Origin of the sequence: Phreatobacter sp. (assembly GCF_027532945.1) — a bacterium.
Lineage (GTDB): Bacteria > Pseudomonadota > Alphaproteobacteria > Rhizobiales > Phreatobacteraceae > Phreatobacter.
Map to the genome: position 1 here is coordinate 75570 of NZ_JAPZTZ010000021.1, position 21629 is coordinate 97198.

Annotated in this window: 19 protein-coding genes; 5 read left to right on the forward strand and 14 right to left on the reverse strand. The window is 68.1% G+C overall.

Annotation, left to right across the window (positions count from 1 at the left end):
* Window positions 1–28: 28 nt before the first annotated feature.
* Window positions 29–2314: a hypothetical protein gene (locus O9344_RS15835; protein WP_298479375.1), complete on the forward strand. Its 2286-nt coding sequence runs from the start codon at window positions 29–31 to the stop codon at window positions 2312–2314.
* Here O9344_RS15835 and O9344_RS15840 read toward each other — a convergent pair.
* Both O9344_RS15840 and O9344_RS15845 read right to left on the reverse strand, forming a co-directional pair.
* Window positions 2302–3942, reverse strand: a complete 1641-nt coding sequence (locus tag O9344_RS15840) for a hydantoinase B/oxoprolinase family protein (RefSeq protein ID WP_298479378.1) — start codon at window positions 3940–3942, stop codon at window positions 2302–2304. The two genes, O9344_RS15835 and O9344_RS15840, sit on opposite strands and share 13 nt — an antisense overlap.
* A 3-nt stretch (window positions 3943–3945) precedes the next feature.
* Window positions 3946–6069 (reverse strand): hydantoinase/oxoprolinase family protein, encoded by a 2124-nt coding sequence (locus O9344_RS15845; protein WP_298479381.1) that lies wholly within the window; start codon window positions 6067–6069, stop codon window positions 3946–3948.
* Window positions 6070–6343: 274 nt separating this feature from the next.
* On the opposite strand from O9344_RS15845, the gene O9344_RS15850 reads away from it, so the two are divergent.
* Window positions 6344–7120: a creatininase family protein gene (locus O9344_RS15850; RefSeq protein WP_298479384.1), complete on the forward strand. Its 777-nt coding sequence runs from the start codon at window positions 6344–6346 to the stop codon at window positions 7118–7120.
* A gap of 3 nt (window positions 7121–7123) precedes the next feature.
* Here the strand turns inward: O9344_RS15850 and O9344_RS15855 are convergent, their stop codons facing one another.
* Window positions 7124–8071 (reverse strand): acetamidase/formamidase family protein, encoded by a 948-nt coding sequence (locus O9344_RS15855; protein ID WP_298479387.1) that lies wholly within the window; start codon window positions 8069–8071, stop codon window positions 7124–7126.
* Between the two features lie 152 nt (window positions 8072–8223).
* Here O9344_RS15855 and O9344_RS15860 point away from each other — a divergent pair, with 152 nt between their 5' ends.
* From O9344_RS15860 to O9344_RS15870, 3 genes are read left to right on the forward strand one after another with little or no spacing between them, the layout of a single operon-like run.
* Window positions 8224–8802: a redoxin domain-containing protein gene (locus O9344_RS15860; RefSeq protein WP_298479389.1), complete on the forward strand. Its 579-nt coding sequence runs from the start codon at window positions 8224–8226 to the stop codon at window positions 8800–8802.
* Window positions 8803–8841: 39 nt separating this feature from the next.
* Window positions 8842–10017, forward strand: coding sequence for a ribonuclease D (gene rnd, locus O9344_RS15865; RefSeq protein WP_298479467.1), 1176 nt, complete (start codon window positions 8842–8844; stop codon window positions 10015–10017).
* Between the two features lie 4 nt (window positions 10018–10021).
* A complete protein-coding gene (locus O9344_RS15870) occupies window positions 10022–11209 on the forward strand; it encodes a dipeptidase (protein ID WP_298479392.1) in 1188 nt (395 codons plus the stop codon).
* A 3-nt stretch (window positions 11210–11212) separates the two neighbouring features.
* On the opposite strand, the gene O9344_RS15875 is transcribed toward O9344_RS15870, so the two are convergent.
* From O9344_RS15875 to O9344_RS15925, 11 genes are all read right to left on the reverse strand, one after another.
* Window positions 11213–12244, reverse strand: coding sequence for an endonuclease/exonuclease/phosphatase family protein (locus tag O9344_RS15875; RefSeq protein ID WP_298479395.1), 1032 nt, complete (start codon window positions 12242–12244; stop codon window positions 11213–11215).
* A 65-nt stretch (window positions 12245–12309) separates the two neighbouring features.
* Complete coding sequence (locus O9344_RS15880; protein WP_298479398.1) at window positions 12310–13143, reverse strand: universal stress protein; 834 nt, start codon at window positions 13141–13143, stop codon at window positions 12310–12312.
* Between the two features lie 144 nt (window positions 13144–13287).
* Complete coding sequence (locus tag O9344_RS15885; RefSeq protein WP_298479401.1) at window positions 13288–14820, reverse strand: acyl-CoA carboxylase subunit beta; 1533 nt, start codon at window positions 14818–14820, stop codon at window positions 13288–13290.
* Between the two features lie 118 nt (window positions 14821–14938).
* Window positions 14939–15880 (reverse strand): hypothetical protein, encoded by a 942-nt coding sequence (locus O9344_RS15890; protein WP_298479404.1) that lies wholly within the window; start codon window positions 15878–15880, stop codon window positions 14939–14941.
* Between the two features lie 73 nt (window positions 15881–15953).
* Complete coding sequence (locus O9344_RS15895) at window positions 15954–16742, reverse strand: ATP12 family protein (protein WP_298479407.1); 789 nt, start codon at window positions 16740–16742, stop codon at window positions 15954–15956.
* Window positions 16743–16773: 31 nt separating this feature from the next.
* Window positions 16774–17493 carry a DNA repair protein RecO gene (gene recO / locus O9344_RS15900; RefSeq protein WP_298479410.1) on the reverse strand — a complete coding sequence of 240 codons (720 nt, stop codon included), beginning with the start codon at window positions 17491–17493 and terminating at the stop codon, window positions 16774–16776.
* A 4-nt stretch (window positions 17494–17497) separates the two neighbouring features.
* The gene (locus tag O9344_RS15905) at window positions 17498–17731 is read right to left on the reverse strand and encodes a DUF1737 domain-containing protein (RefSeq protein WP_108176910.1); all 234 of its coding nucleotides are present in this window, start codon (window positions 17729–17731) and stop codon (window positions 17498–17500) included.
* A 3-nt stretch (window positions 17732–17734) separates the two neighbouring features.
* Window positions 17735–18643, reverse strand: a complete 909-nt coding sequence (gene era, locus O9344_RS15910) for a GTPase Era (RefSeq protein WP_298479415.1) — start codon at window positions 18641–18643, stop codon at window positions 17735–17737.
* The gene (gene rnc / locus O9344_RS15915) at window positions 18640–19395 is read right to left on the reverse strand and encodes a ribonuclease III (protein ID WP_298479418.1); all 756 of its coding nucleotides are present in this window, start codon (window positions 19393–19395) and stop codon (window positions 18640–18642) included. Before rnc ends, era begins: the two co-directional genes overlap by 4 nt.
* On the reverse strand, window positions 19392–20129 hold the full coding sequence (lepB, locus tag O9344_RS15920; RefSeq protein WP_298479421.1) for a signal peptidase I: 738 nt from the start codon (window positions 20127–20129) through the stop codon (window positions 19392–19394). Before lepB ends, rnc begins: the two co-directional genes overlap by 4 nt.
* Window positions 20130–20202: 73 nt before the next feature.
* Window positions 20203–21552: a hypothetical protein gene (locus O9344_RS15925; protein ID WP_298479423.1), complete on the reverse strand. Its 1350-nt coding sequence runs from the start codon at window positions 21550–21552 to the stop codon at window positions 20203–20205.
* Window positions 21553–21629 lie beyond the last annotated feature (77 nt).

Here is a 21629-nt window from a genome sequence, read left to right on the forward strand (position 1 = left end):
GACCCTGTCTCACCCACCGGCGCCGTCCATGCCCCTTGCCCCGCCCGCGCCCTTTCGCCTCACCGCCGCCCTGCTGCTCTTCGCGGCCGGCTGGCTGGTCCTCGGCTGGCCCTGGCTCTCCGGCGCCGTGACAATCCCCTGGGACGCCAAGGCCCACTGGTATCCGCATCTCGTCTTCGCGGCGCGCGCCATCCATGGTGGCCTTGGGGTGTCCTGGACACCGAACATTTTCGTGGGCTCGCCCGAGATCGCGGATCCCCAATCAGTCCTGTTCATTGCGCCGCTGATGGCGGTGGCCGCGCTTCTGCCACGGCCCGGCCTCCAGGCGATGGATATCGCCGTCTTCGCCATGCTCTTCGCCGGTGGCACGGGCCTTATCCTGCTCTTCCGTGACCGCGGCTGGCACTGGGGTGGCGCGGTCATTGCCGCGCTCGCCTTCGCCTTCGGCGCAGCGGCGAGCTGGCGCATCCAGCATCTCAGCCAACTCTTCTCCCTGTGCTGGTGGCCGATCGCCTGGTGGCTGCTCGACCGCGCCCTGCGCCGTAGCTCCATGTCCTACGGCCTTGCGGCGGGCCTCGTCGCCGGCCTCATGGTCCTCGGCCGCGACCAGGTGGCGATGCTGATCGCCTATCTCCTTAGCGCGACGGTCGTCGTCCATTGGGTGTCGGCCGAGAACAAGCTGCGGACCTTCGCGAAGAGCCTCGGCCCGCTGATCGCCGCCACGCTGGTCGGCACCGCCGTCGTCGCCATCCCCGTGCTCATGTCGGCGCTGTGGGGGGCGGAATCGAACCGCGTGGTCATCGACGAGATCGGCGCGGGCCGCGGCTCGCTCCACCCAGCCTCGCTGCTCACCTGGGCCGTGGGCAATCTCTACGGCGCCGCCGGACCGCTCATGGAGCACTGGGGTCCACCAAGCCCGACCTGGGGCGATACCGGCCTCTTCTTCGCCCGCAACATGGGCGTGCTCTATGCGGGCGCCCTGCCGCTCCTCCTGGCTCTCGGCCTCATCCGCACCGGCGCGGCCTTCGACCGCGAGATTCGTTTCGTCACGCTCGCCCTCGCGGTGATGCTGCTCTATGCGCTCGGCTGGTACACGCCGGCCTTTCGCGGCTTCTGGCATCTGCCGGGCGTCGATCTCTTCCGCCGTCCCGCCGATGCGGTCTTCGTCATCGGCGGCCTCTTCGCCATCCTCGCCGGCTATGGCGCGCACCGGCTCCTCACCGGCACGCTCGCCACGACGTGGCGGTGGGAGGCTCTCGCATCAGCAGGGCTCGTCACGGCGGCAAGCGCGCTGATCGTCGCCAAGGGTGCGCCAGCCTCGGCATGGGTGGCCCTCGCCACAGCCGCAGCCTCCATTGGCGTGAGCCTGCTTCTGCTCGGGCTCGCCCGGCGGATTCCACCTGTCGCCGTGACGGCGCTGCTCGCCATCGTGCTCACAGCAGACCTGCGCCTCACCAATGGCCCGAGCGAATCCACGGCCCTGCCCCCGGCGAGCTACGCCATCCTCACCCACGGCGCCGACGATCCGGCCCTCGCCCTCATCCGCCGTCTCACCGTGCGTGACGGCGAGCGGCGTGACCGCGTCGAGCTCATCGGGCTTGGCTATGAATGGCAGAACGCCGCGTTGTCTCACGACCTCGAAGACATGCTCGGCTTCAATCCCGTGCGCTCGGCGGCCTACGCCAATCTCGTCGGCGCCGAGGACATCGCGGCCTTGCCGAACCAGCGTCGCTTCCCGCCCGCTTTCCCGTCCTATCGCTCTGATCTCGCCGACATTCTCGGCCTGCGCTTCATCGTGACCCGCGGCCCGTTGAGCGCGGTGGATCATCGCGCGCGCGAGGCCGATTTCCCGCTCGCCGGCAGCGCCGGCGACATCCGCGTCTACGAGAACCGGCGCGCCCTGCCCCGTGTCTGGATCGCGCCGACCGCGATGGAGACCCCCGCCGACCTCGCGACATCAGGCGTTTCGGCCGGGCTCGACCCGCGCCGCACCGTGCTGCTGGAAGGACCCGTGCCGCGACCGCGCTCGGCCGGCGGCACGGCGCGCATCCTCGCCTATGGCAACGATACCGTCCGGATCGAGGCGCGCAGCACCGAAGGCGGCGTCCTTGTCCTCGCCGATGCCTGGCATCCCTGGTGGACCGCGACCGTGAACGGCCGCGAGGTACCGATCCGCCGCGCCTTCGGCATTGTTCGTGCGGTCGAGGTGCCGGCGGGTCTCGCCGAGGTCACCTTCACCTTCGAGCCGCTCGGCGGTCTCGTCCGGCAGATTCGCGAGCGCCTGGGCGCCCGCACTACCCCTCAGGCGCCGTAGACCTTCGCGCCCTTCGGCGTGACCAGCCCCTCGGCGACATCCTTCTCGACGGCCTTGCGGTCGCGCTTCACCGGATCGCCGATGCCGCCGCCGCCGGGCGTCATCACCACCAGACGGTCGTCGGGCGGAATGAGCTGGAAACCCTTGCCCTTCAGCACCTTCCCGGATTTCAGCGCCACCGCGCCGGCCGCGCCGTTCTTGCCGCCGTCGCGGCCGCGCGGCGGATGGTCGATGCGGTCATAGGCAGCGAGCAGATCAAAGGGCTTGCCGATGCGGCTACCAACCTCGATGACCTGGCCAAGGCCGCCGCGCGTCGTGCCGGCGCCGCCGGAATCGACACGGAATTCCTTGCGCCAGAAGATCAGCGGCGTGATGGATTCGGCGATCTCCACCGGCGTGCCCTTGACGCCTGAAGGGTAGGCGGTGGCCGACAGCCCGTCCTTCATCGGCCGGGCGCCGGTGCCCCCGTTCGAGGTCACCGCCATCATGAACCCGTAATTGCCGAGCCCCTCCTCGTCGGTCTGGCCGCGCACATTGAGGTTCCACAGGCAGGACGTGCCTTCAGCCGGCACCCGCTCGGGGATGGCCTGGCGCAGCGCGCCGAAGACCACGTCCGGGAGCATCTGGCCGATGATGTGGCGGGAGGCGACCGGCTTGGGTTTGAGCGCGTTGACGATCGTGTCGGGCGGTGCCGAGACGGTGAGCGGGCTCAAGGACCCCGCATTGTTCGGGATCTCCTTGCCGACGATACAGGCGAGGCCGAAGACGGTGTAGGCGGTGGTGTAGGCGAGCGGCACGTTGATGCCGCGCTTCGAGGCGGCGCCCGTGCCGGTATAGTCGACATGGATGCCGGCCTTGGTCACCTCCACGGTGCAGGCCAGCGTCACCGGCTCGTCGTAGCCGTCCACCGTCATGCTGTTGGACCACCTGCCCTTCGGCAGGCCGGCAATCGCCTCGAGCACCGCCGCCTTGGAGCGCGACAGGATATGCTTCGATAGAACGTCGAGGTCCTTCAGTCCGAACTCCTCCATCATCTCCGAGAGGCGCTGGCAACCGACATCGTTGCAGGCGGCGAGCGAATAGACATCGCCCTCCGTGTCGATGGGCAGGCGCGTATTGGCGCGGATCATCGCCATCAGCGTCTCGTTGAGCTTGCCCTGGTCGGCAAGCTTCAGCAGGGGGATGTAGAGCCCTTCCATGAAGACGTCGGTGCCATCAGGCCCGAAGCCGATGCCGCCGATGTCCATGATGTGGCTGGTGCAGGAGAACAGGCCCACGAGCTTACCGCGGTGGAAGGCCGGCGTTGTCAGCACGAAGTCGTTGAGGTGGCCGGTGCCCATCCAGGGGTCGTTGGTGACGTAGATGTCGCCCGGCTTCATCGACTCGACGGGGAAGGCCTTGATGAAGTGCTTGACGCTCTCGGCCATAGAATTGACGTGGCCGGGCGTGCCGGTCACCGCCTGCGCCAGCATGTTGCCCTCGCGGTCGAAGACACCGGCGGAGAGGTCGCCCGCCTCGCGCACGATGGGCGAGAAGGCGGTGCGCAGCAGCACCTGCGCCTGTTCCTCCACCACCGCGATGAGGCGGTTCCACATGACCTGCAGTTCGATCTCGGTCAGCTTGGCCATGGGTCAGGCTCCCTTCGCGGCGGAGCGCTTGGCCGGCGTGGCGGCCTTGCGGGCGGTGAGGACGAGGCCGAGCCCGGCATCAATGGAGGCATCGAAGCTCGCGGTGACGAAGGTGGACGTGCCGGCCTCGACGATGATGGCGGGTCCTTCGACGGATGCACCCGGCGCCATGGCGAGGCGGTCGTACATCGGCACCTTCACGGTCTTGCGGGCCTTGGCGTCATAGACCGGGCGGGTGCCGATCGGCTTCGGCGCGGCGTGCTTCTTCGGCTTGGGGAGAGACGGCGGCCTCGCCGTATCGGTCGTCACCAGCAACGACCAGGACAGGATCTCGATGGCGGCGCCGGGAATATGCCGGGCAAAGAGTTGCCGATAGCCCGCCTCGAAGCTCTCGCGCATGGCCGCGAGGTCCTTGGTTGTCAGCGCCCGGTTCGGCAGCGCCACCGCAATCTCGTGGCCCTGGCCGGCATAGCGCATGAAGGCGGTGCGGGTTTCCGTGAGCTTGCGGGAACCGGCGGCGGCCTTGGCAAGACCGGTCGCCTCGCCGCTCATCGCGGCAAGCAACGCGTTGGCCTCTTTCAGGTCGAAGCGATCGAGTCGCATGAACTTCGAATGGACGAGTTCATAGGCCGCCGGCGCCCTGAGGAACCCGACCGCCGAGCCGACACCGGCATCGGCCGGCACGACGACGCGGGCGATGCCGAGCTTCTCGGCAAGGCGCGCGGCGTGAAGCGGCGCGGCGCCGCCAAAGGCCACCATGGTGTGGTCGGCCACCACAACGCCGCGCTCCACCGAATGGACGCGGGCGGCGTTGGCCATGTTCTCGTCGACGATCTCGGCGACACCGTGGGCGGCCATGGCCGTGGACAGCGACAGTGGCGCGCCGACGCTGGCGTCGAGCGCCGCATCCGCCTTCTCCGGATAGAGCGTGATGGCGCCGCCGGCGAAACGTGCGGGCTCGATCTTGCCCAGCGCCACATCGGCATCGGTGACGGTCGGCAGCGCGCCGCCCCGACCGTAGCAGGCCGGTCCCGGAACGGAGGCCGCCGAATCTGGCCCGACGGTGATGCGCTTGAGGCTGTCGACGCGGGCGATGGAACCGCCCCCCGCGCCGATCTCCACCATCTCGATGACGGGAATGCGCACCGGCAGGCCCGAGCCCTTCATGAAGCGCGACTGGCGGTCGACCTCGAAGGTGCGCGCCTTGTAGGGCGTGGCGTCGTGAATGAGGCAGATCTTGGCGGTGGTGCCGCCCATGTCGAAGGAGAGAACCTTCGCCTCGCCGCGCTCGGCCGCGACGTGGGCCGCGAGAATGGCACCGCCCGCAGGCCCGGATTCGACGAGGCGGATGGGGAAGCGCGCGGCGGTCTCCAGCGTCGCGAGCGATCCGCCTGACGTCATGAGGTGGATGGGCTTCGCATAGCCCTCGGCGGCGAAGCGCGCCTTGAGGCGGCCGAGATAGCCGGCCATGAGCGGCTGGACATAGGCATTGGCCACTGCCGTGGAGGTGCGCTCGTATTCGCGCATTTCCGGGCAGACCTCCGACGACAGCGTCACGGCCAATCCGGGCGCCTCCTTCGCGAGGATCTCGCGCACCCGCTCCTCGTGGACGCCGTTGGCGTAGGAATGGATGAAGGCGACGGCGACAGCCTCGACCTTCTCCGCCTTCATCTGCTTCGCGACCTTGGCAACCGCCGCCTCGTCGAGGGCGATCCACACCTTGCCAGTGACGTCGATGCGCTCCGGCACGGTGAAGCGCAGCTGCCGCGGCACCAGCTGGCGCGGCTTGTCGATGAAGATGTCGTACTGGTCGTAACGCCCCTCGTCGGCAATCTCGATGACATCGCGGAAGCCGTCCGTGGCAATCAGCGCGGTCTTGGCGCCCTTGCGCTCGATCACCGCGTTCGTCGCCAGCGTCGTGCCGTGGACGAAGACATCGAGATCGGCAAAGCCAATGCCGGCCTGATCCAGCACCAGCCGCGTGCCCTCGACCACGGCCTCTTCAGGCGCGTGCGGTGTCGTCAGCACCTTGGTGGTGAAACGCGTCTCGCCGCGCTCCAGCACGATGTCGGTGAAAGTGCCGCCGATGTCGGTGGCAAGGCGCGTGATGGTTCGCTGCTGGGCCATGAATGCCGATCCGATCCCCTCTGCGCGCGGTCGCCGCCCCTCTGCGTGACCGTCGCCGTCGACACGGCTCTCGCCGACGCCGTGTTTGTCGCATGGCGCGGCACCTGCCGCGATCCCCAAGCGCGCCGGACCTGACATTCCGTGGGACCAATCCCCATGTCAACAATTCATCGACATTTCGTCTGCGAATTGGAGGCATGCACGCTGCACAGGCAGCCGGGATCGACCAGGGCGTGACGGGCTGCCACCATGCCCACCCCAGAGGAGAGAGCCCATGGCCGCGCCATCCGCCCCGACCGTCGAATGGACGAAGCTCACCGCGCCCGAACTCAATGCCCTCGCCGCGCTGGAGGCGACCGTTCTCCTGCCGGTCGCCTCGACGGAACAGCACGGTCCCCATCTCGGCACCGGCGTCGACACGACACTCTGCGGCGCTGTGTGCCGCATCGCTGCCGAAAAGGCGATGGCGCAACGGCCCGTGGTCGTCGCCCCGACGCTCTGGGTGGGGATGGCCGAGCATCACATGGCCCATGGCGGCACCTTCACCCTGGACATCCCGACCTATCGGGCTGTGCTGATCTGCCTCGTCCGCTCGCTGGCGCGCCACGGCTTCCGGCGGGTGCTGATCGTCAACGGTCATGGCGGCAACATGACCGCGCTCAATGCCTTCCTGCCCGACATCGAGCGCGAGACCGGCCTCGTTGTGGCCGCGACAACCTATTTCGAGCTGGCCCAGCCGGCCTTTGCGCCGATCCTCGAGGATCAGACGAGCGTGCTCCACGCCTGCGAGGCCGAGACGGCCATGATGATGGCCGTGGCACCGGAGGCGGTGCGGGAGGGCAAGCTCGCCGAGGCCGTTGGACCGCATTTCGGCGATCCGCGGGCGGTGCTGGCGCCGCCCGCCCAGCGTTTTCGGTCCTTCGCCACCCTGACGCCCTCGGGCGTGCTGGGAGACGCCCGGAAGGCGACGCGCGCAAAAGGCGAGCGCCTCTTGGCCGCCGCCACCGATGCCCTCGCCGACCTCATCGTCCACGGCGAACCCTGGGAGTGAGGCTCAGCGGATCTTCGCCAGCCACTTCTTGTCGAGCATGACGTGGATGCCCTTGTTGCCGTTGACGACCTGCGTCACGCGCACGTCGGCCACCAGCGACATCAGCGCGAAGGCCTCCTCGCGATCGAGACCGGACCGGGAAGACAGCAGGTCGATCATCGAGCGCAGCGCGATCTGCACCGCCGTATCGAGATCTGGATCGAAGGCCATGGTGAGGACGTGGGTCGGGGTCTCCGCCATGGGCCAGGCAAGGCTCATATCGTCACGAACGGTGAGCTTGAACGTACCGATGAGGCCGGTCTCGACGGCGGTGATGCAGACCTCGCCGTCCCCCTGCGCGCCATGGGCATCGCCGACCGAGAAATTGGCGCCGTCGACGAAGATGGGCAGGTAGAGGGTCGTGCCCGCCACCAGCTCCTTGTTGTCGAGATTGCCGCCGTTGCGGCGGGGCGGCAGTGTGTTGACGCGGCCCCATTCGGCGGGAGGCGCGACCGCCATGACGCCGAAGAACGGCCGGTCGAGAGAAACCTCGTGGCCCCAGGGCAGCTTTGCCACCTTCCGGGCGCGGTCGATGCGCGAATGGAAGACGCGCTTGGCCTTGAAGTCGTCGGGCAGCGCGCCGACCAGCGGGGCGACGAAGGTGTAGCCCCAGTCGTAATGCAGCTCGATCGCCTCGATATCGACCTGCAGGACCTGGCCAACCTTGGCGCCGGCGACCGCCACGGGGCCGGTGCAGATGTGACCGGGCAGGGTCGGCCCGCCGAAGCGGCGTTGGATGTCGAGAAGTCCGGGCGGATGGCCCCAATCCGCCGGCGGCAGCATCTCCGGTCCGCCCGAGACGGTGGAGATGGTGATGCGCTCGCCCGAGGCGATCGTGGCGCGGGGGGCGAGCGTCGCGTCGAAATAGCCCCAATGGGCAGTGTCGGCGCCAGCGTCGAGGCGGTGGGTCATGATGTGGTCCTTCAGCTCCGCAGACGAGTGTAGCGCCGCGGCGCGCCCTGCCTAGCCGCAGGCGCCGCAGGGCCCGCGATCAATTTCGCCGGCCCTGCATCCGATTGGGACGGATTTGCCGTATGATCCCTCAGAAGCGCAGGAGCCCCGCCATGCCGACCCGTCGCAGCCTCCTTTCCGCCGCAGCCGCCCTCCCCGTCCTCGCCAGCACGCGCCATCCGGCAGTCGCGCAGATCTCGACCGCCGCCAGTTCCTCGACCGCCTATGCCTTCTCGCTCGAGGGCCTCGACGGCAAGACGATCCGCCTGTCCGACCATGCCGGCCGCGTGCTCATGGTGGTGAACACCGCCTCGTCCTGCGGCTTCACTCCGCAGTTCGCCGACCTCCAGACGGTCTATGCGCGCTATCGCGAGCGCGGGCTGACCGTCATCGGCGTGCCCTCCGACGACTTCAACCAGGAGCGCGGCACGGCGGCCGATATCGCCGCGGTCTGCCAGGGCATGTATGGCGTCGCCTTTCCGATGGCCGCAAAGCACCGGGTCACCGGCCGCGAGGCGCATCCGCTCTATCGCTGGCTCGCCAGCCAGAAGCCGACGGACATCCCGACCTGGAACTTCCACAAGTTCGTCATCGGTCGCTCGGGCCGCGTCGTCGGCGCTTTCCCGGCCCGCGTCCGCCCGACAGATCCGCGCATCACCGCGCTCATTGAGGCAGAGCTCGCAAGCGCCTGACATCTTTCGCAACAGCGCGAGACTCCTGTAAGGAGGATGGTGATGCTCATCACCACCTCCTCCGATCTTGCCGCCATCTGCGCGCGGCTCGCCAGGCACCCCTTCGTCACCGTCGACACGGAGTTCCTCCGCGAGACGACCTTCTGGCCGAAGCTCTGTGTCATCCAGCTCGCCAGCACCGACGAGGCCGTCGCGGTTGACGCGCTCGCCCCCGGTCTCGACCTCGCCCCCTTCTTCGACCTGATGGTCGATCCCGCCGTGGTGAAGGTCTTTCACGCAGCCCGGCAGGACGTCGAGATCATCTGGCACCTGTCGAAGCGCATCCCCGCGCCGCTCTTCGACAGCCAGGTCGCCGCCATGGTCCTCGGCTACGGTGACTCGATCTCCTACGACCAGCTCGTCCAGCGCACCAATGGCACGCAGCTCGACAAGACCAGCCGCTTCACTGACTGGTCGAAGCGCCCGCTGAGCACGGCGCAGATCGACTATGCCATCGCCGACGTCACCCACCTGCGCGACATCTACCTCAAGCTCACCGGCGAGCTGGAGAAGCGCGGCCGCACGGACTGGGTCGCGGAAGAGATGGGCGTCCTCACATCGCCCGACACCTATCGGCAGGAGCCCGAGCGGGCCTGGGAGCGCTTCCGCAACCGGGTGCGCAAGCCGCGTGAGCTCGCGGTCCTCATGGAGGTTGCCGCCTGGCGCGAGCGCGAGGCGCAGTCGCGCAACGTGCCGCGCTCGCGCGTCCTCAAGGACGACGCGCTCTTCGACATCGCCCTCACGGGCCCGAAGACGCCGGAGGCCCTCGGGTCGATGCGCTCGATCCCCAAGGGCTGGGAGCGATCGCGCGACGGCCTCGCCGTGGTCGAGGCGGTCAATGCCGGCCTCGCCCGCGACCCCCGCAGCCTGCCGCCCATCGACAAGCACCGGCCGCAGACACAGTCGCAATCCGCGACCGTGGAGCTCCTCAAAGTGCTGCTGAAGATGGTGGCAGAGAAGCACCATGTCGCCGCGAAGGTCGTCGCGACCTCCGACGAGCTCGACCGCATCGCCGAGGACGACGAGGCCGATATCGGCGCTCTCAAGGGCTGGCGCCGGGAGATCTTCGGCGACAAGGCCCTCGCCCTGAAACATGGGCGCCTGGCGCTCGCCATCGAGCGCGGGCGCGTGACGACGGTCGAGCGCCCCCCAGCCGTCGTCGTGGCGGAGGCCTGACGCCATGAGCCGTCAGGACCCTGCCCTCGCCAAGGCGCTGGACCTCCTCGACCGGTTCATCCTTTTCGACGGCCATAACGATCTGCCCTTCACCATCCGCCGCGCAGCGGATGGCGATGTCGCGGCCTATGGCCTCGACCGCGTCCACCAGGAGAGCGACACCGACATCCCCCGCCTGCGCGAGGGCCGTGTCGGCGCACAGGTCTTCGCTGCCTTCGTGCCGACCTCGGTGCCTGATCCCGGCCGCTTCACCCTGGAGCAGATCGCCATCGGCCTCGACATCGAGACCCTGCACCCCGACGTGTTCCGCCCGGCGCGCCGCGCCGCCGACATCGCCGCCGCACGCCGCGCCGGCCGCATCGCCTCCGTCATTTCGGTGGAGAGCGCAGTCGGGCTCGGAGGCTCGCTGTCGCCGCTGCGCGTCTGGTACGCCGCGGGCGTGCGCATCCTCACGCTCTGCCACAACGAGACGCTGGACTGGATCGATTCGGCGACTGACGCCGCGCGCCACGGCGGCATCACCGCCTTCGGCCGGACCGTGGTTGCCGAGTGCAACCGGCTCGGCATGATCGTCGACCTTGCCCACGCCTCGCCTGCCGCCCAGCACGCCGTTCTCGACGTGACGACGGCGCCGGTCCTGTGGTCCCATTCCAACGCCGCCACGCTCTGCCCGCACCCGCGCAACGTCACGGACGACGTGCTCGACCGGGTCAAGGCCAATGGCGGCGTGGTGATGGCGACCTTCGTGCCGAACTTCATCTCGCGGAAGAGCCACGAATGGATGTCGCCGCTGCAGGTCCACGGCAAGACCCCGCCCGGCACCGACATCGACGCCGCCGTGGCGCGCCGCTCCGGTGAGGCGGGCCCCTGGCCGCGCGGCTCCATTGGCGAACTCTGCGACCATATCCAGTACATCGTGGGCCGCACCGGACTCGCCCATCTCGGCATCGGCTCGGACTTCTATGGCGGGCCCAACCCGCCGGACCTCGCCGATGCCTCGCGCTTCCCCCACCTCATCGCCGAACTGGTGCGGCGCGGCTGGTCGGACGCTGCGCTGAAGGGCCTGCTCTCCGGCAATGCGCTGCGCGTCTGGCGCAAGGTCGAGGCCGAGGCGAAGGCCCGCCGCACCGAGGCACCGCGGATCGCACGGGTGGCCGCCGAGACGATCGGCCGCCCGCGGCGCAAGACCTGACCGTCAGGGACCGACCCGCACCACCTTCGGGCAATGATCGCCGAAGCGCTTCTTGAAGTCGCGCGGGCTCTCGTCATCGGGAACCGGCGGCGAGAACTCGGCGTAGTCCCGGCCCCGAAGCCCGGGACCCAGCAGGATATAGTCGATCGACACGTAGCTGTGGCTCTCGATGGGCTGAGGCAGGCAGGCCGACGGCCGGCGAAACGGGAACCGGATCAGCCGGCGATCGTCGCCCGGCGCTGGCGTGTCGGCACCGGTGAGCCGCGCCAGCACTTCGTCCCGGTCGAGGTCGAGGCGACGGTTGAAGTCGCCAAGGATCACGAATGGGCCTGTCTGCGCGCGGCTCCAACCGTCGAGAAGCGGAATCTGACGGGCGAATGTGACGCAATGGGGCGAGCGCGAATCCGCCGATGGAGGATCGTCGAAACAGCCGCTTTTCAGATGGACATTGAGAAGCGTCAGCGTTTCGCCTCCCCGACTGAGCCGCGCCACCAGGCCCCAGCGCACGGGCCGCTCGACGCCGTCGTCATCGCGATGGGTGACGCCGAGTTCGGGAACATCGCCCGCCTCGACGGCGATTCCCGCTTCCTTGCGGACCGCAAAGGCCGTGAACTGGCCGGCGAGCGGCACAGCCGCGGGCGTGTCGTCGAGCGGGCCTTCCGAGACGCAGCGGGCCACCGGCGGGCGGCCCAGCTGCGGATAGGTCTGGTAGAACTGGCCAGAGATGCACAGCGTCCAGTCCCGAACGGGAAACACCGCAGCAAGAGCCGCCGGGCTGGCGATCTCCTGCAAGGCAATGACGTCACTGCGCAATCCACGACCCACCTCGGCGAGCATGGCGAGATCGGTGGGATTTCGCACATAGTCCTGGTTGGGGAAGACCTTGCGGCCGGGGCTCGCCAGGGTCTGGATGTTCCAGGTGGCGATCCGGAAATCGGCGAGACCGGGCCCGGTCGCGGCCAGAATGGCAAGGACCGCGAGGCCTACCGCGCCGATCATGTCGGCCGACCGATGCTGACGCAGAATGCGGCTCATGGGGCACTCCTTCGCACGACCTGTGGTTGCGGATCGCGCGAAGGTTAGCGCCCCTTCGTGACGGATCAATGCGCCATCAGCACCGGCACGGGCGAATATTGCAGCAGCGTCGTCGTCGTGCCGCCGAGCACCATCTGCCTCAGCCGCGAATGGGCATAGGCACCCATGACGATCATCTGCGCGCGGGTGTTCTGCGCGTGTTCGACGATCGTCTTCCCGACATTGCGGCTGTAGGGAAGGTTGGTGACGGTCACCTTCACGCCGTGATGGGCGAGCATCGGGGCGAGATCGGCGCCGGCCACGAGTTCGTCGGCATGGCGGTCACCGAGCACCGAGACGATCTCGACATGCCCCGCCTTGTCGATGAAGTCCGAGGCCGAACCGATCGCCCGGGCCGCGACCGCCGATCCGTCCCAGGCGACGACGATGGAGTTCGACGCCCGCGAGGGATCGAACCCGTCCGGCGCGAGAATGGTGGGGCGGCCGGTTGAGAGCAGCAGCGTCTCGGCGAGCTCCGTCGCCCAGACATCGTCAGGGCGGGGGCGACCGCAGACGCAGAAGTCATGCAGGCGACCGCGCTTGCCGATCCGCGCGAAGAGCGGATCGATAGCGTCGGTGATGACCTCGATCGAGGCGGCGACGCCGGCATTGGCGGCGGCGTGCCGCACCTCCTGGCACACCGCATCAGCCTTGTCGGTCCGGCCGTCATTCTCGTCCGCGACGATGGCCTGCACTTCCGCCACGCCGGAATAGACAACAACCGGCACCTTGATGGCGCCGACGACGACGGAAAGATGGGCGCCGTTGGCTGCGGCGAGCGAGACGGCGTAGTCGATTGCCCCTTGCGGCTTCGAACCGTCACCGGAGATGAGAGCGAGCAGTACCGACTTGATCGACATGAGGGGGGCTCCTTGTTCTGGAACGAACTGGCGAGACCTTCGCCCGTTCCCGATCATGCCGCATTGATGCGGATCAGACAAAGCCCCCTTGCGCCGGAGGGCCTGCCCCCACGAGGGCAAGCCGTCAGGCGCGGGATCGCCGCCTCAGAGCGGGATGTTGTCGTGCTTCTTCCAGGGCATGTCAGCCGCCTTGTGCTTCAGCAGAGCAAGGGCCCGGGCGACGCGCCGACGCGTCGAGTGCGGCATGATCACCTCGTCGATATAGCCGCGCTCGGCCGCGACGAAGGGCGACAGGAAGCGCTCCTCGTATTCCTTGGTGCGCGCCGCGATCTTCTCGGGATCGTTCATGTCGGCCCGGAAGATGATCTCGACCGCGCCCTTGGCGCCCATGACCGCGATCTGCGCCGTCGGCCAGGCATAGTTCACGTCGCCGCCGATGTGCTTGGAGGCCATGACGTCATAGGCGCCGCCGAACGCCTTGCGGGTGATGACGGTGACGAGCGGCACCGTGCACTGCGTGAAGGCGAAGAGCAGCTTGGCGCCGTGCTTGATGAGGCCGCCGTATTCCTGGCTCGTCCCGGGGAGAAAGCCCGGCACATCGACGAAGGTGACGATCGGGATCGAGAAGGCGTCGCAGAAGCGCACGAAACGCGCCGCCTTGCGGCTGGCATCGCTGTCGAGCACACCGGCCAGGACCATGGGCTGATTGGCGACGATGCCGACGGTGCGGCCCTCCATGCGGGCGAAGCCGGTGATGATGTTCGGTGCAAACTTGCCCTGGATCTCGAAGAAGTCGCCCTCGTCGACGGTCTTCGCGACCAGCTCCTTCATGTCATAGGGCTTGTTCGGATTGTCGGGGACCAGCGTGTCCAGCGACATGTCGATCCGGTCGGGCTGGTCGAAGGACGGGATTTCCGGCACGCCCTCGGTGTTGTTGGAGGGCAGGAAATCGATCAGGCGGCGCATCTGCAGCAGCGCCTCGAGGTCGTTCTCATAGGCTCCGTCGGCGACCGACGACTTCACCGCATGGACGGAAGCGCCGCCCAGCTCCTCGGATGTCACCACCTCGTTGGTGACGGTCTTCACCACGTCCGGACCGGTCACGAACATGTAGCTCGTGTCCTTGACCATGAAGATGAAGTCCGTCATCGCCGGCGAGTAGACGTCACCGCCGGCGCAGGGACCCATGATCAGCGAGATCTGCGGAATGACGCCAGAGGCGGTCACATTCCGCTTGAAGACTTCGCCATAACCACCGAGGGCATCGACACCTTCTTGGATTCGCGCACCGCCCGCATCGAACAGGCCGATGATCGGCGCACGGGCCTTCAGCGCCATGTCCTGGATCTTCGTCATCTTCGCGGCATGGGCCCCGGAGAGCGAGCCGCCGAAGACCGTGAAGTCCTTGGAGAAGACGAAAACGGTACGGCCGTTGACCGTGCCCCATCCGGTGACGACGCCGTCGCCGGGGATGTGGGACTTCTCCATGCCGAAATCCGCGCAGCGGTGCTGCACGAACATGTCGAACTCCTCGAAGGAGCCCTTGTCGAGGAGCAGTTCGACGCGCTCGCGCGCGGTCAGCTTGCCGCGGGCGTGCTGGGCGTCGATGCGCTTCTGACCGCCGCCAAGGCGGGCGTCGGCGCGACGCTGTTCCAGCTTCTCGAGCACGTCCTTCATGAACTCTCGGGGGTTTTCCCCCGCCCCTCACAGGCCTGATTGGTCCGCTGCGATAGCACGCAAGTTGTGCGCCAACCAATGAGACTGTCGGCGGATGCATCCAAGGGGCGTGATGGCGTCACGCGGGCAGTGTGCGGCCCTGGTTATATCTCCAGATGCCGACCGCCAGAGCCAGCGTGGTGATGCCGGCAACCAGCACGCTGAGCGGCGTCGCCCCCAGCTTCTCGAACCACTGCGTGTAGAAGTGGATGGCGCCGAAGACGGCCGCGAGGTTCAGCACCCAGGGGCGGTTGGCCCGGGCAGCCCAGATACCGGCGCCGACGATGGCGACAAGCCAGACGATGGAAAAGGTCCAGCCCGGGATGACCGGCGCCCAGTGCGACGTGGTGGACGGCTCGACGAACCAGGTGAGCCTGTCGCCCCAGAGCGAGCCGATCCAGAAACCGAAATTGACGAGGAGCAGCGCGGTGCGCGCCGCCACGATGGCGAGCCGCGAGAGGTCCGCCTTGAGCCATTTGGAGGCCTGGTAGGCCGCAATGGCGAGACCGGAGAACAGCGCCACCGTCACTGCGGGCTGGCTGATGGCGAGGAAATAGGTCGCATGCATGTAGCCGGTCCGCGCACCGATCGTGGCGGACAGCGCCAGCACGGCGAGCGCGATAAGAAGCCCAGAGCGGGCGACGACACCGGCGCCGACAAAGATCGCCGTGACGGCGAACAGGGCGGGCACCGATCCCTTGGTGAGGAACATGACGCCGCCGGCCAGCAGCAGGGCACCGGCGAGCAGCACGATCTGGGCGAGCACCGCCCAGGCCTTGTCGCCCTTCAGGACGAAACCGAGACCGACACTGCCGAGCAGGCCGCCGAGGACCACCGCCACCATGGGCTCCGGCACGAGGCCAAGCGCGCCGAGGGCGACGGCCACCACACCGAATCCGATCAGCATGTTCATGGCGAGCGAGCCCGTACCCTCCGCCGCCAATGCGATCAGGCGCTTGGCCTCGTCGGGGGTGAGGCGTCCCTCCTCCACCAGCTTGCCGACGTCGAGCGTGATCTTCATGGCGCAACTCCAGGCCGGTCGGATGACCGGCGAGCATGGCGAAGGCATGGCGCCCTGCCGTTTCGCCGTTTTGTCACAAGGCCGCGAGGATGGTTGCTGCGGCGTCGAACTCACGGCGGCGCTGGACGCGCCGCTCGGTGGCCTCCGCATCCTCGCCCCATTGGGAGATCTGGAAATCCTCGTCGACATGGGCCGCGGCCCAGACGGCGTCGCGGTCGAGAAAGCCGTTGAGGAGCGCCACGGCGAGGAGCGCCGAACCGGTGAGCGTCGTCACCACATGGGCCGCGCCGATGCGCCAGCCGTCGCCTGCGGGAAGCGCGGCAGCAACGGCATCGAGGGCCGACTGCGGCTGCTGCACGAACATCACGCCCTCGGAGAGGATCAGCCGCGCGCCGCGCGCGTCGCGGAACCAGGCCAACACCGGGTCCCAGGCTGCCGCCTGCCGGTCCACCAGCCCCTGCGGGCCGTCGGCCCGGTAGCAGAGCAGGTCCGAGCCGGCATAGCGGACGATCTCCGCCGCCACAGGCGCCGGATCCGGCAAGACGCCGTCGATGATGGAATTGGCGATGCGGGTGATGGGCATGCGCAGCGGCTCGATGAACTCGTCCAGCGCCTGCCATTCATCGGCGACCGCCTGGGCGAGCCGCTCCGTCGGGAAGCCCAGCCCGTTGCGACCGGGGGTCTTCGCCGGCCTCCCGTCGAGGAGCAGGCGGAAACCCTCATCGGACGGACCGACGGAGGCCTCCTTGCAGAAGCGCTTCGGATAGGTCGGCTTCATCGCCTGGCGAGCGGCCGCCACCGGATCATAGACCGCAGGGTCCATGTCCCGCGCGAACCAGTCGTCGAAGATGCTCTTGCTCATCCGCGCGATGTAGAGGCTCGGGCCCTCGATTTCAAACCGGCGGCGCGACAAACCGCAGGAAGACCTCGCGGGCATCCGGCATCGGCACGCCCCGTGGCTCAAAGACGTGGCGGGCGAGGAAATAGCCGGTGAGGCGGAAGCCGGCGGCGACATCGCCCGGGCCGATGCCCGTCTCTCCACGCAGGAAGGCCGGCAACGGCAGGAGCCGGTCCTTCCAGGGCTCGCCAGCGGCACGCGACACCGCGCGTCCCGATTTCGGCGAGACATAGACCAGGTCCTCGGTCGCCCCGCTCGATGCGCATTCGGAGAGATCGACGCCGAAGCCGAGCAGGCGCAGCACTTCCAGCTCGAACCGCACCAGCAGCGGCGCCGCCACGCTTACCTCGGGCAGGGCATCGGCGATGAGCTCGATGGCCTCGTACAGACCCTCATGCGTCTCCCGCTCCGGCATGAGCCGCGCCAGCGCCGCAAGGAGCGTGATTCCTGCGACGCCCTCGCGGCTCTCCATCAGCCGGGCCGCGCGGGAGGCCGAGGCCTCGATCGCATAGGCGCCAAGATGCTCGTCGAGCCGTGCCGACCAGGTGGCGTGGACGGTGTTGCCGGGCTGGATCACCGGCTGCTGGCGGCGCGAACGGCCGCCGCGCACCAGACCGAGATGCCGGCCGTGATGGCGGGTGAAAAGCTCAAGGATGACGCTCGATTCCCCGTAGGAGCGGGCCCCGAGGACGATCCCGTCATCCACCCACTGCATCGGTTCAGAAGTCGGAGAGCTTAAGGTCCGGCGAATATTCCACGTCCTCGACCTCCTTGACGATGGCCTGGCCGCAGATGACGCGGCCCTGCGCCGCGTCGAACGTCAGGGTCGGATGGCCGTAGAGCTGCCAGCCCTTGTTGATCGCCGCGGAGATGCGGTGACAGAAGGCCGAATCGTCGGGGCCGGTGATGTAGCGATAGAGGGTCGTGGTCTTCTTCGGTCGCACGGACAGCATGGTTCACCTGCCTTTCGGATAGTCCAGCCCCATGCGCTCGTAGCGCTCGGGGTCGTCGCCCCAGTTCTCACGCACCTTCACGAACAGGAACAGGTGCACCTTGGTCTCGAAGAGCTGCGAGAGTTCCTCGCGGGCAGCGGTCGAGATGCGCTTGATGCTGTCGCCGCCCTTGCCGAGCATGATCTTCCGCTGGCCCTCGCGCACCACATAGATCGTCTGCTCGATGCGGATGGAGCCGTCCTTGCGCTCCTCGTAGCTCTCGGTCTCCACCGTTGCATCATAGGGCAATTCGTCGTGGAGCCGGTGGTAGAGCTTTTCGCGGGTGATCTCTGCGGCCAGCATGCGCGCCGGCACATCCGAGATCTCGTCCTCCGGATAGTGCCAGGGTCCGGCCGGCAGCGCCGTGGCGAGATGGCGCTTGAGATCCTGGACGCCCGAGCCGGTGCTGGCCGAGATCATGAAGGTCTTTTCGAACCGCGCCCGGCTATTGAGGTCCGTCGCAAGGTCGAGCAGCTTCGGCCGCTCGACGAGATCGACCTTGTTGAGCACAAGGTCCTTCGGCTGGCGCACGTCGCCGAGCTTTTCCAGCATGGCCTCGACCGGCTCGTCGACGCCCTTCTTGGCATCCACCAGCACCATGACGCGGTCGGCATCCGCCGCCCCGCTCCAGGCAGCCGTGACCATGGCGCGATCAAGACGGCGGCGGGGGCTGAAGAGGCCGGGCGTGTCCACCAGGATGATCTGGGCACCGCCCTCCATGGCGATGCCGCGCACCAGCGTGCGCGTCGTCTGCACCTTGTGCGAGACAATGGTCACCTTGGCGCCGACCAGAGCGTTGACCAGCGTCGATTTGCCGGCGTTCGGGGCGCCGATGATGGCGACGAAGCCGCAGCGTGTAGTCTCATCCGTCACGGCGCGGCCTCCTCGTCGCGGGCCGTGCCCCAGACGCCCTCGCGCAGCAGGACCTCCGTCGCAGCGGCGATCTCGGCCTGGCGCTTCGCCGAACCCTCGCCGACACCGTCCTCGAGGCCGGGGATGACGACCGCCATGGTGAAGACCGGCGCGTGGTCCGGCCCGGTGCGGCCGATGACGCGGTAGACGGGGGTGGCAAGACCCCTGCCCTGCGCCCATTCCTGCAAGGCGCTCTTGGCATCGCGATGATAGGCGGGAAGCGCGGTCAGCCGGTCGCTCCAGTTGCGGGCGACGAAGGCTTCAGCCGCCGGCCAGCCGGCGTCGAGATAGACGGCGCCGATCACCGCCTCGCAGAGGTCGGCCAGCACACCGCCGCGCTTCGCAACCGAGGTCTGGCTCTCCGAGGGACCGACCTTCACGCCCTCCCCGAGCCCGAGGATCGCGGCGATCTCGGCACAGGTCTCGGCGCGCACGAGATCGGACAGGCGGCGCGACAGCGCACCCTCGTCCTCGTCCGGCATGGCGCGGTAGAGCAATGCCGCAACGGCGAGGCCGAGGACCCGGTCGCCGAGGAATTCGAGGCGCTGGTAGGAGCCGCTGCGCTTCTCGATGCCGTTGACGGCGCTCGGATGGGTGAGCGCGCGGGCGAGCAGGGTGCGGTCGGTGAAGACGTGCCCGATCCGGGCCTCGATCTCCTCGAGGCTGGCGCGCTGTGCCTTCGCCTTGCGTCCCGGCGCCACCGTTGCGTTCACCTCACAAGGCTTCCGAAACGGTTCCAGCGGATCGACCAGGGCCAGCGCCAGAAGGCCCAGGCGCGCTCGCCCTCCTCGATGGAGAAGAACAGGATCTGCGCCCGGCCGATCAGGTGGTCGAACGGGATCGGACCGACCTGGCTGAGCACGCGGCTGTCGGTGGAATTGTCGCGGTTGTCGCCCATGACGAAGACGTGGCCGGCCGGCACATCGTAGACGGGTGTGTTGTCGTAGAAGCCGTTCTCGTAGAGGTCGAGCGTCGTGTAGCTGACGCCGTTCGGAAGCGTCTCACGGAAGCGGCGGGTGCGGACGGTGCGGCCGTCCTCATTGTCCATGAAGTCCTCGACGCGCTCACGCGGCACGGCGACGCCGTTGATGTGCACCTGGCCATTGATCATCTGGATCTTGTCGCCGGGCAAGCCGATGACGCGCTTGATGTAGTCGACGTCGGGCTCGCGCGGCAGGCGGAAGACGACGACATCGCCGCGGTTCGGGACCGAGCCCATGATCCGGCCCTGGAAGAGGTCCGGCGAGAAGGGGAACGAGTACTTGGAATAGCCGTAGGAGAATTTCGAGACGAAGAGGTAGTCGCCGACGAGCAGCGTATCCTTCATCGATCCCGACGGGATGTTGAACGGCTGGAACAGGAACGTGCGGATCACGAAGGCGATGAGCAGTGCGTGGATCACCACGCGGACCGTCTCGCCCAGTCCGCCCTTGTTGTCATCGGCCACGCGCGTCGAACCTCATGTCGCAGGAGCCCGCCCTATAGCCCGCCGGTGGGCACCCGTGCAACGTTCCCGCCGGTCAGCTGCAGTTCGTCACCTGGTTGGCGCAGATGCCGCGCCACCAGCCACGATGGCCGCCGATCTCCACGAGGCCCCAGGCGCCGGAGCAGGCATGGAGCCGCTGCACGGGGTCGCCGGTGCCGATCGGGCTGTCCTGAAGGGTCACGTTGGCATGGGCGGAATAATCGTTCGGTGCCTGATGGAGGCGACCGGCCGGCAGGCTGCCATTGGCCAGCGCGGCTCCAACAAGGCGGGCGGACACCCAGCCCTGCCCGCGCGGTGCCTGGGGCAGATTTCGCGGATAGCGCTCGCCATAGGCGACGCCGGGCGCGGTGATATCGCGCACGAGGAACCATCCATTGCGATAGCCGATCACCTTGAACTGGGAGCGATAGGTCTCACCCGTGTCTCCATTGCGGTCGGTAGCCTTCCAGGGCGCGGGAATGCGGCCGACAACCCGGGCCTGTGCATTGGGCGCTGCGCGCAGGTTCATGCCGGCCGAATCGGTGTCTGCCGACCATGCGCTGAGGTCGCAGGGCTCAGTGCCGGCAGGCAAACGCCTCCCGGCACGGCGCTGCTCCTCGGAATCTTCGACGAACCCGGTCCATTCTTCGGTGTCCTGCGCGAAATGCGCCTCGACGACGCGCGAGCCCGTCGTCACGAACCGATCGCCTTCAAGAGCGAGATCGAATTCGATGGCCCGCCCTTCATCCGAAGCGCTGCCAGGGCGGGCGGGATCGTCGGCTCCATCGCGGAACAGCGAAATATAGCCCTTCATCCGGTCAAGATCGACATTGCGCACCGGTCCCGGGACCCAACCAGCGGGGGGAGCGATGCGAGGCGCGCTGAGAAAGGCGTGCGTATCGATCCGGCGGAGCTCATCGCCGGCGACGAGATAGGCGCGGCTCACGCGACGATCCAGCTGGAGAATGGCGCCGTGGCGCGTCTCGACGATGCGGCTGAAATATTTGGGCTCGTCACGCGACACGTCGTAGGGTTCGAGCGTTCGTCCGATGACGGGCCCGGCCCCGTCGGCGCCACGCGAGACGACGAAGAGATTGACGGACTGCTGGATGCCGTCGCCGCCACTGCCGGTCACCTCGAAGATTTTCGCTCGCAGGACATGCACAAGCTGACCGGCCACCGTCCATGTGCCGGCATCGACCGTCTTGCAGCGGAGCTCCCCGACCCTGTGCCCATGTTGCGAGGGATGCCGGCTCGCCTGGAACACGGGATCGAGCCGCCAGTCCGTGTCGCCCAGGCTGCATGGCGGCAGGACCAGTGACCCCTGAGCGAAGGATGGCGACGCGCAGCCGACACAAGCTGCGACAGCCAGGGCAATGCGGGTGATGCGAGCAGAACGGAACATGGCGGCTTCCTCTCGCCCTGTCCTATCGGGCAGCGATGCTGCCCGCCGATCCCACCGCAATACCGGCTGTGTTTCAG

Coding starts and splice junctions, on each gene's coding strand:
- O9344_RS15840 (WP_298479378.1), bottom strand. CDS start 3,942: ATGGCCAAGCTGACCGAGATCGAACTGCAGGTCATGTGGAACCGCCTC.
- O9344_RS15835 (WP_298479375.1), top strand. CDS start 29: ATGCCCCTTGCCCCGCCCGCGCCCTTTCGCCTCACCGCCGCCCTGCTG.
- O9344_RS15845 (WP_298479381.1), bottom strand. CDS start 6,069: ATGGCCCAGCAGCGAACCATCACGCGCCTTGCCACCGACATCGGCGGC.
- O9344_RS15925 (WP_298479423.1), bottom strand. CDS start 21,552: ATGTTCCGTTCTGCTCGCATCACCCGCATTGCCCTGGCTGTCGCAGCT.
- O9344_RS15850 (WP_298479384.1), top strand. CDS start 6,344: ATGGCCGCGCCATCCGCCCCGACCGTCGAATGGACGAAGCTCACCGCG.
- O9344_RS15905 (WP_108176910.1), bottom strand. CDS start 17,731: ATGCTGTCCGTGCGACCGAAGAAGACCACGACCCTCTATCGCTACATC.
- O9344_RS15875 (WP_298479395.1), bottom strand. CDS start 12,244: ATGAGCCGCATTCTGCGTCAGCATCGGTCGGCCGACATGATCGGCGCG.
- O9344_RS15890 (WP_298479404.1), bottom strand. CDS start 15,880: ATGAAGATCACGCTCGACGTCGGCAAGCTGGTGGAGGAGGGACGCCTC.
- O9344_RS15885 (WP_298479401.1), bottom strand. CDS start 14,820: ATGAAGGACGTGCTCGAGAAGCTGGAACAGCGTCGCGCCGACGCCCGC.
- recO (WP_298479410.1), bottom strand. CDS start 17,493: ATGCAGTGGGTGGATGACGGGATCGTCCTCGGGGCCCGCTCCTACGGG.
- O9344_RS15895 (WP_298479407.1), bottom strand. CDS start 16,742: ATGAGCAAGAGCATCTTCGACGACTGGTTCGCGCGGGACATGGACCCT.
- O9344_RS15855 (WP_298479387.1), bottom strand. CDS start 8,071: ATGACCCACCGCCTCGACGCTGGCGCCGACACTGCCCATTGGGGCTAT.
- O9344_RS15880 (WP_298479398.1), bottom strand. CDS start 13,143: ATGTCGATCAAGTCGGTACTGCTCGCTCTCATCTCCGGTGACGGTTCG.
- O9344_RS15870 (WP_298479392.1), top strand. CDS start 10,022: ATGAGCCGTCAGGACCCTGCCCTCGCCAAGGCGCTGGACCTCCTCGAC.
- O9344_RS15860 (WP_298479389.1), top strand. CDS start 8,224: ATGCCGACCCGTCGCAGCCTCCTTTCCGCCGCAGCCGCCCTCCCCGTC.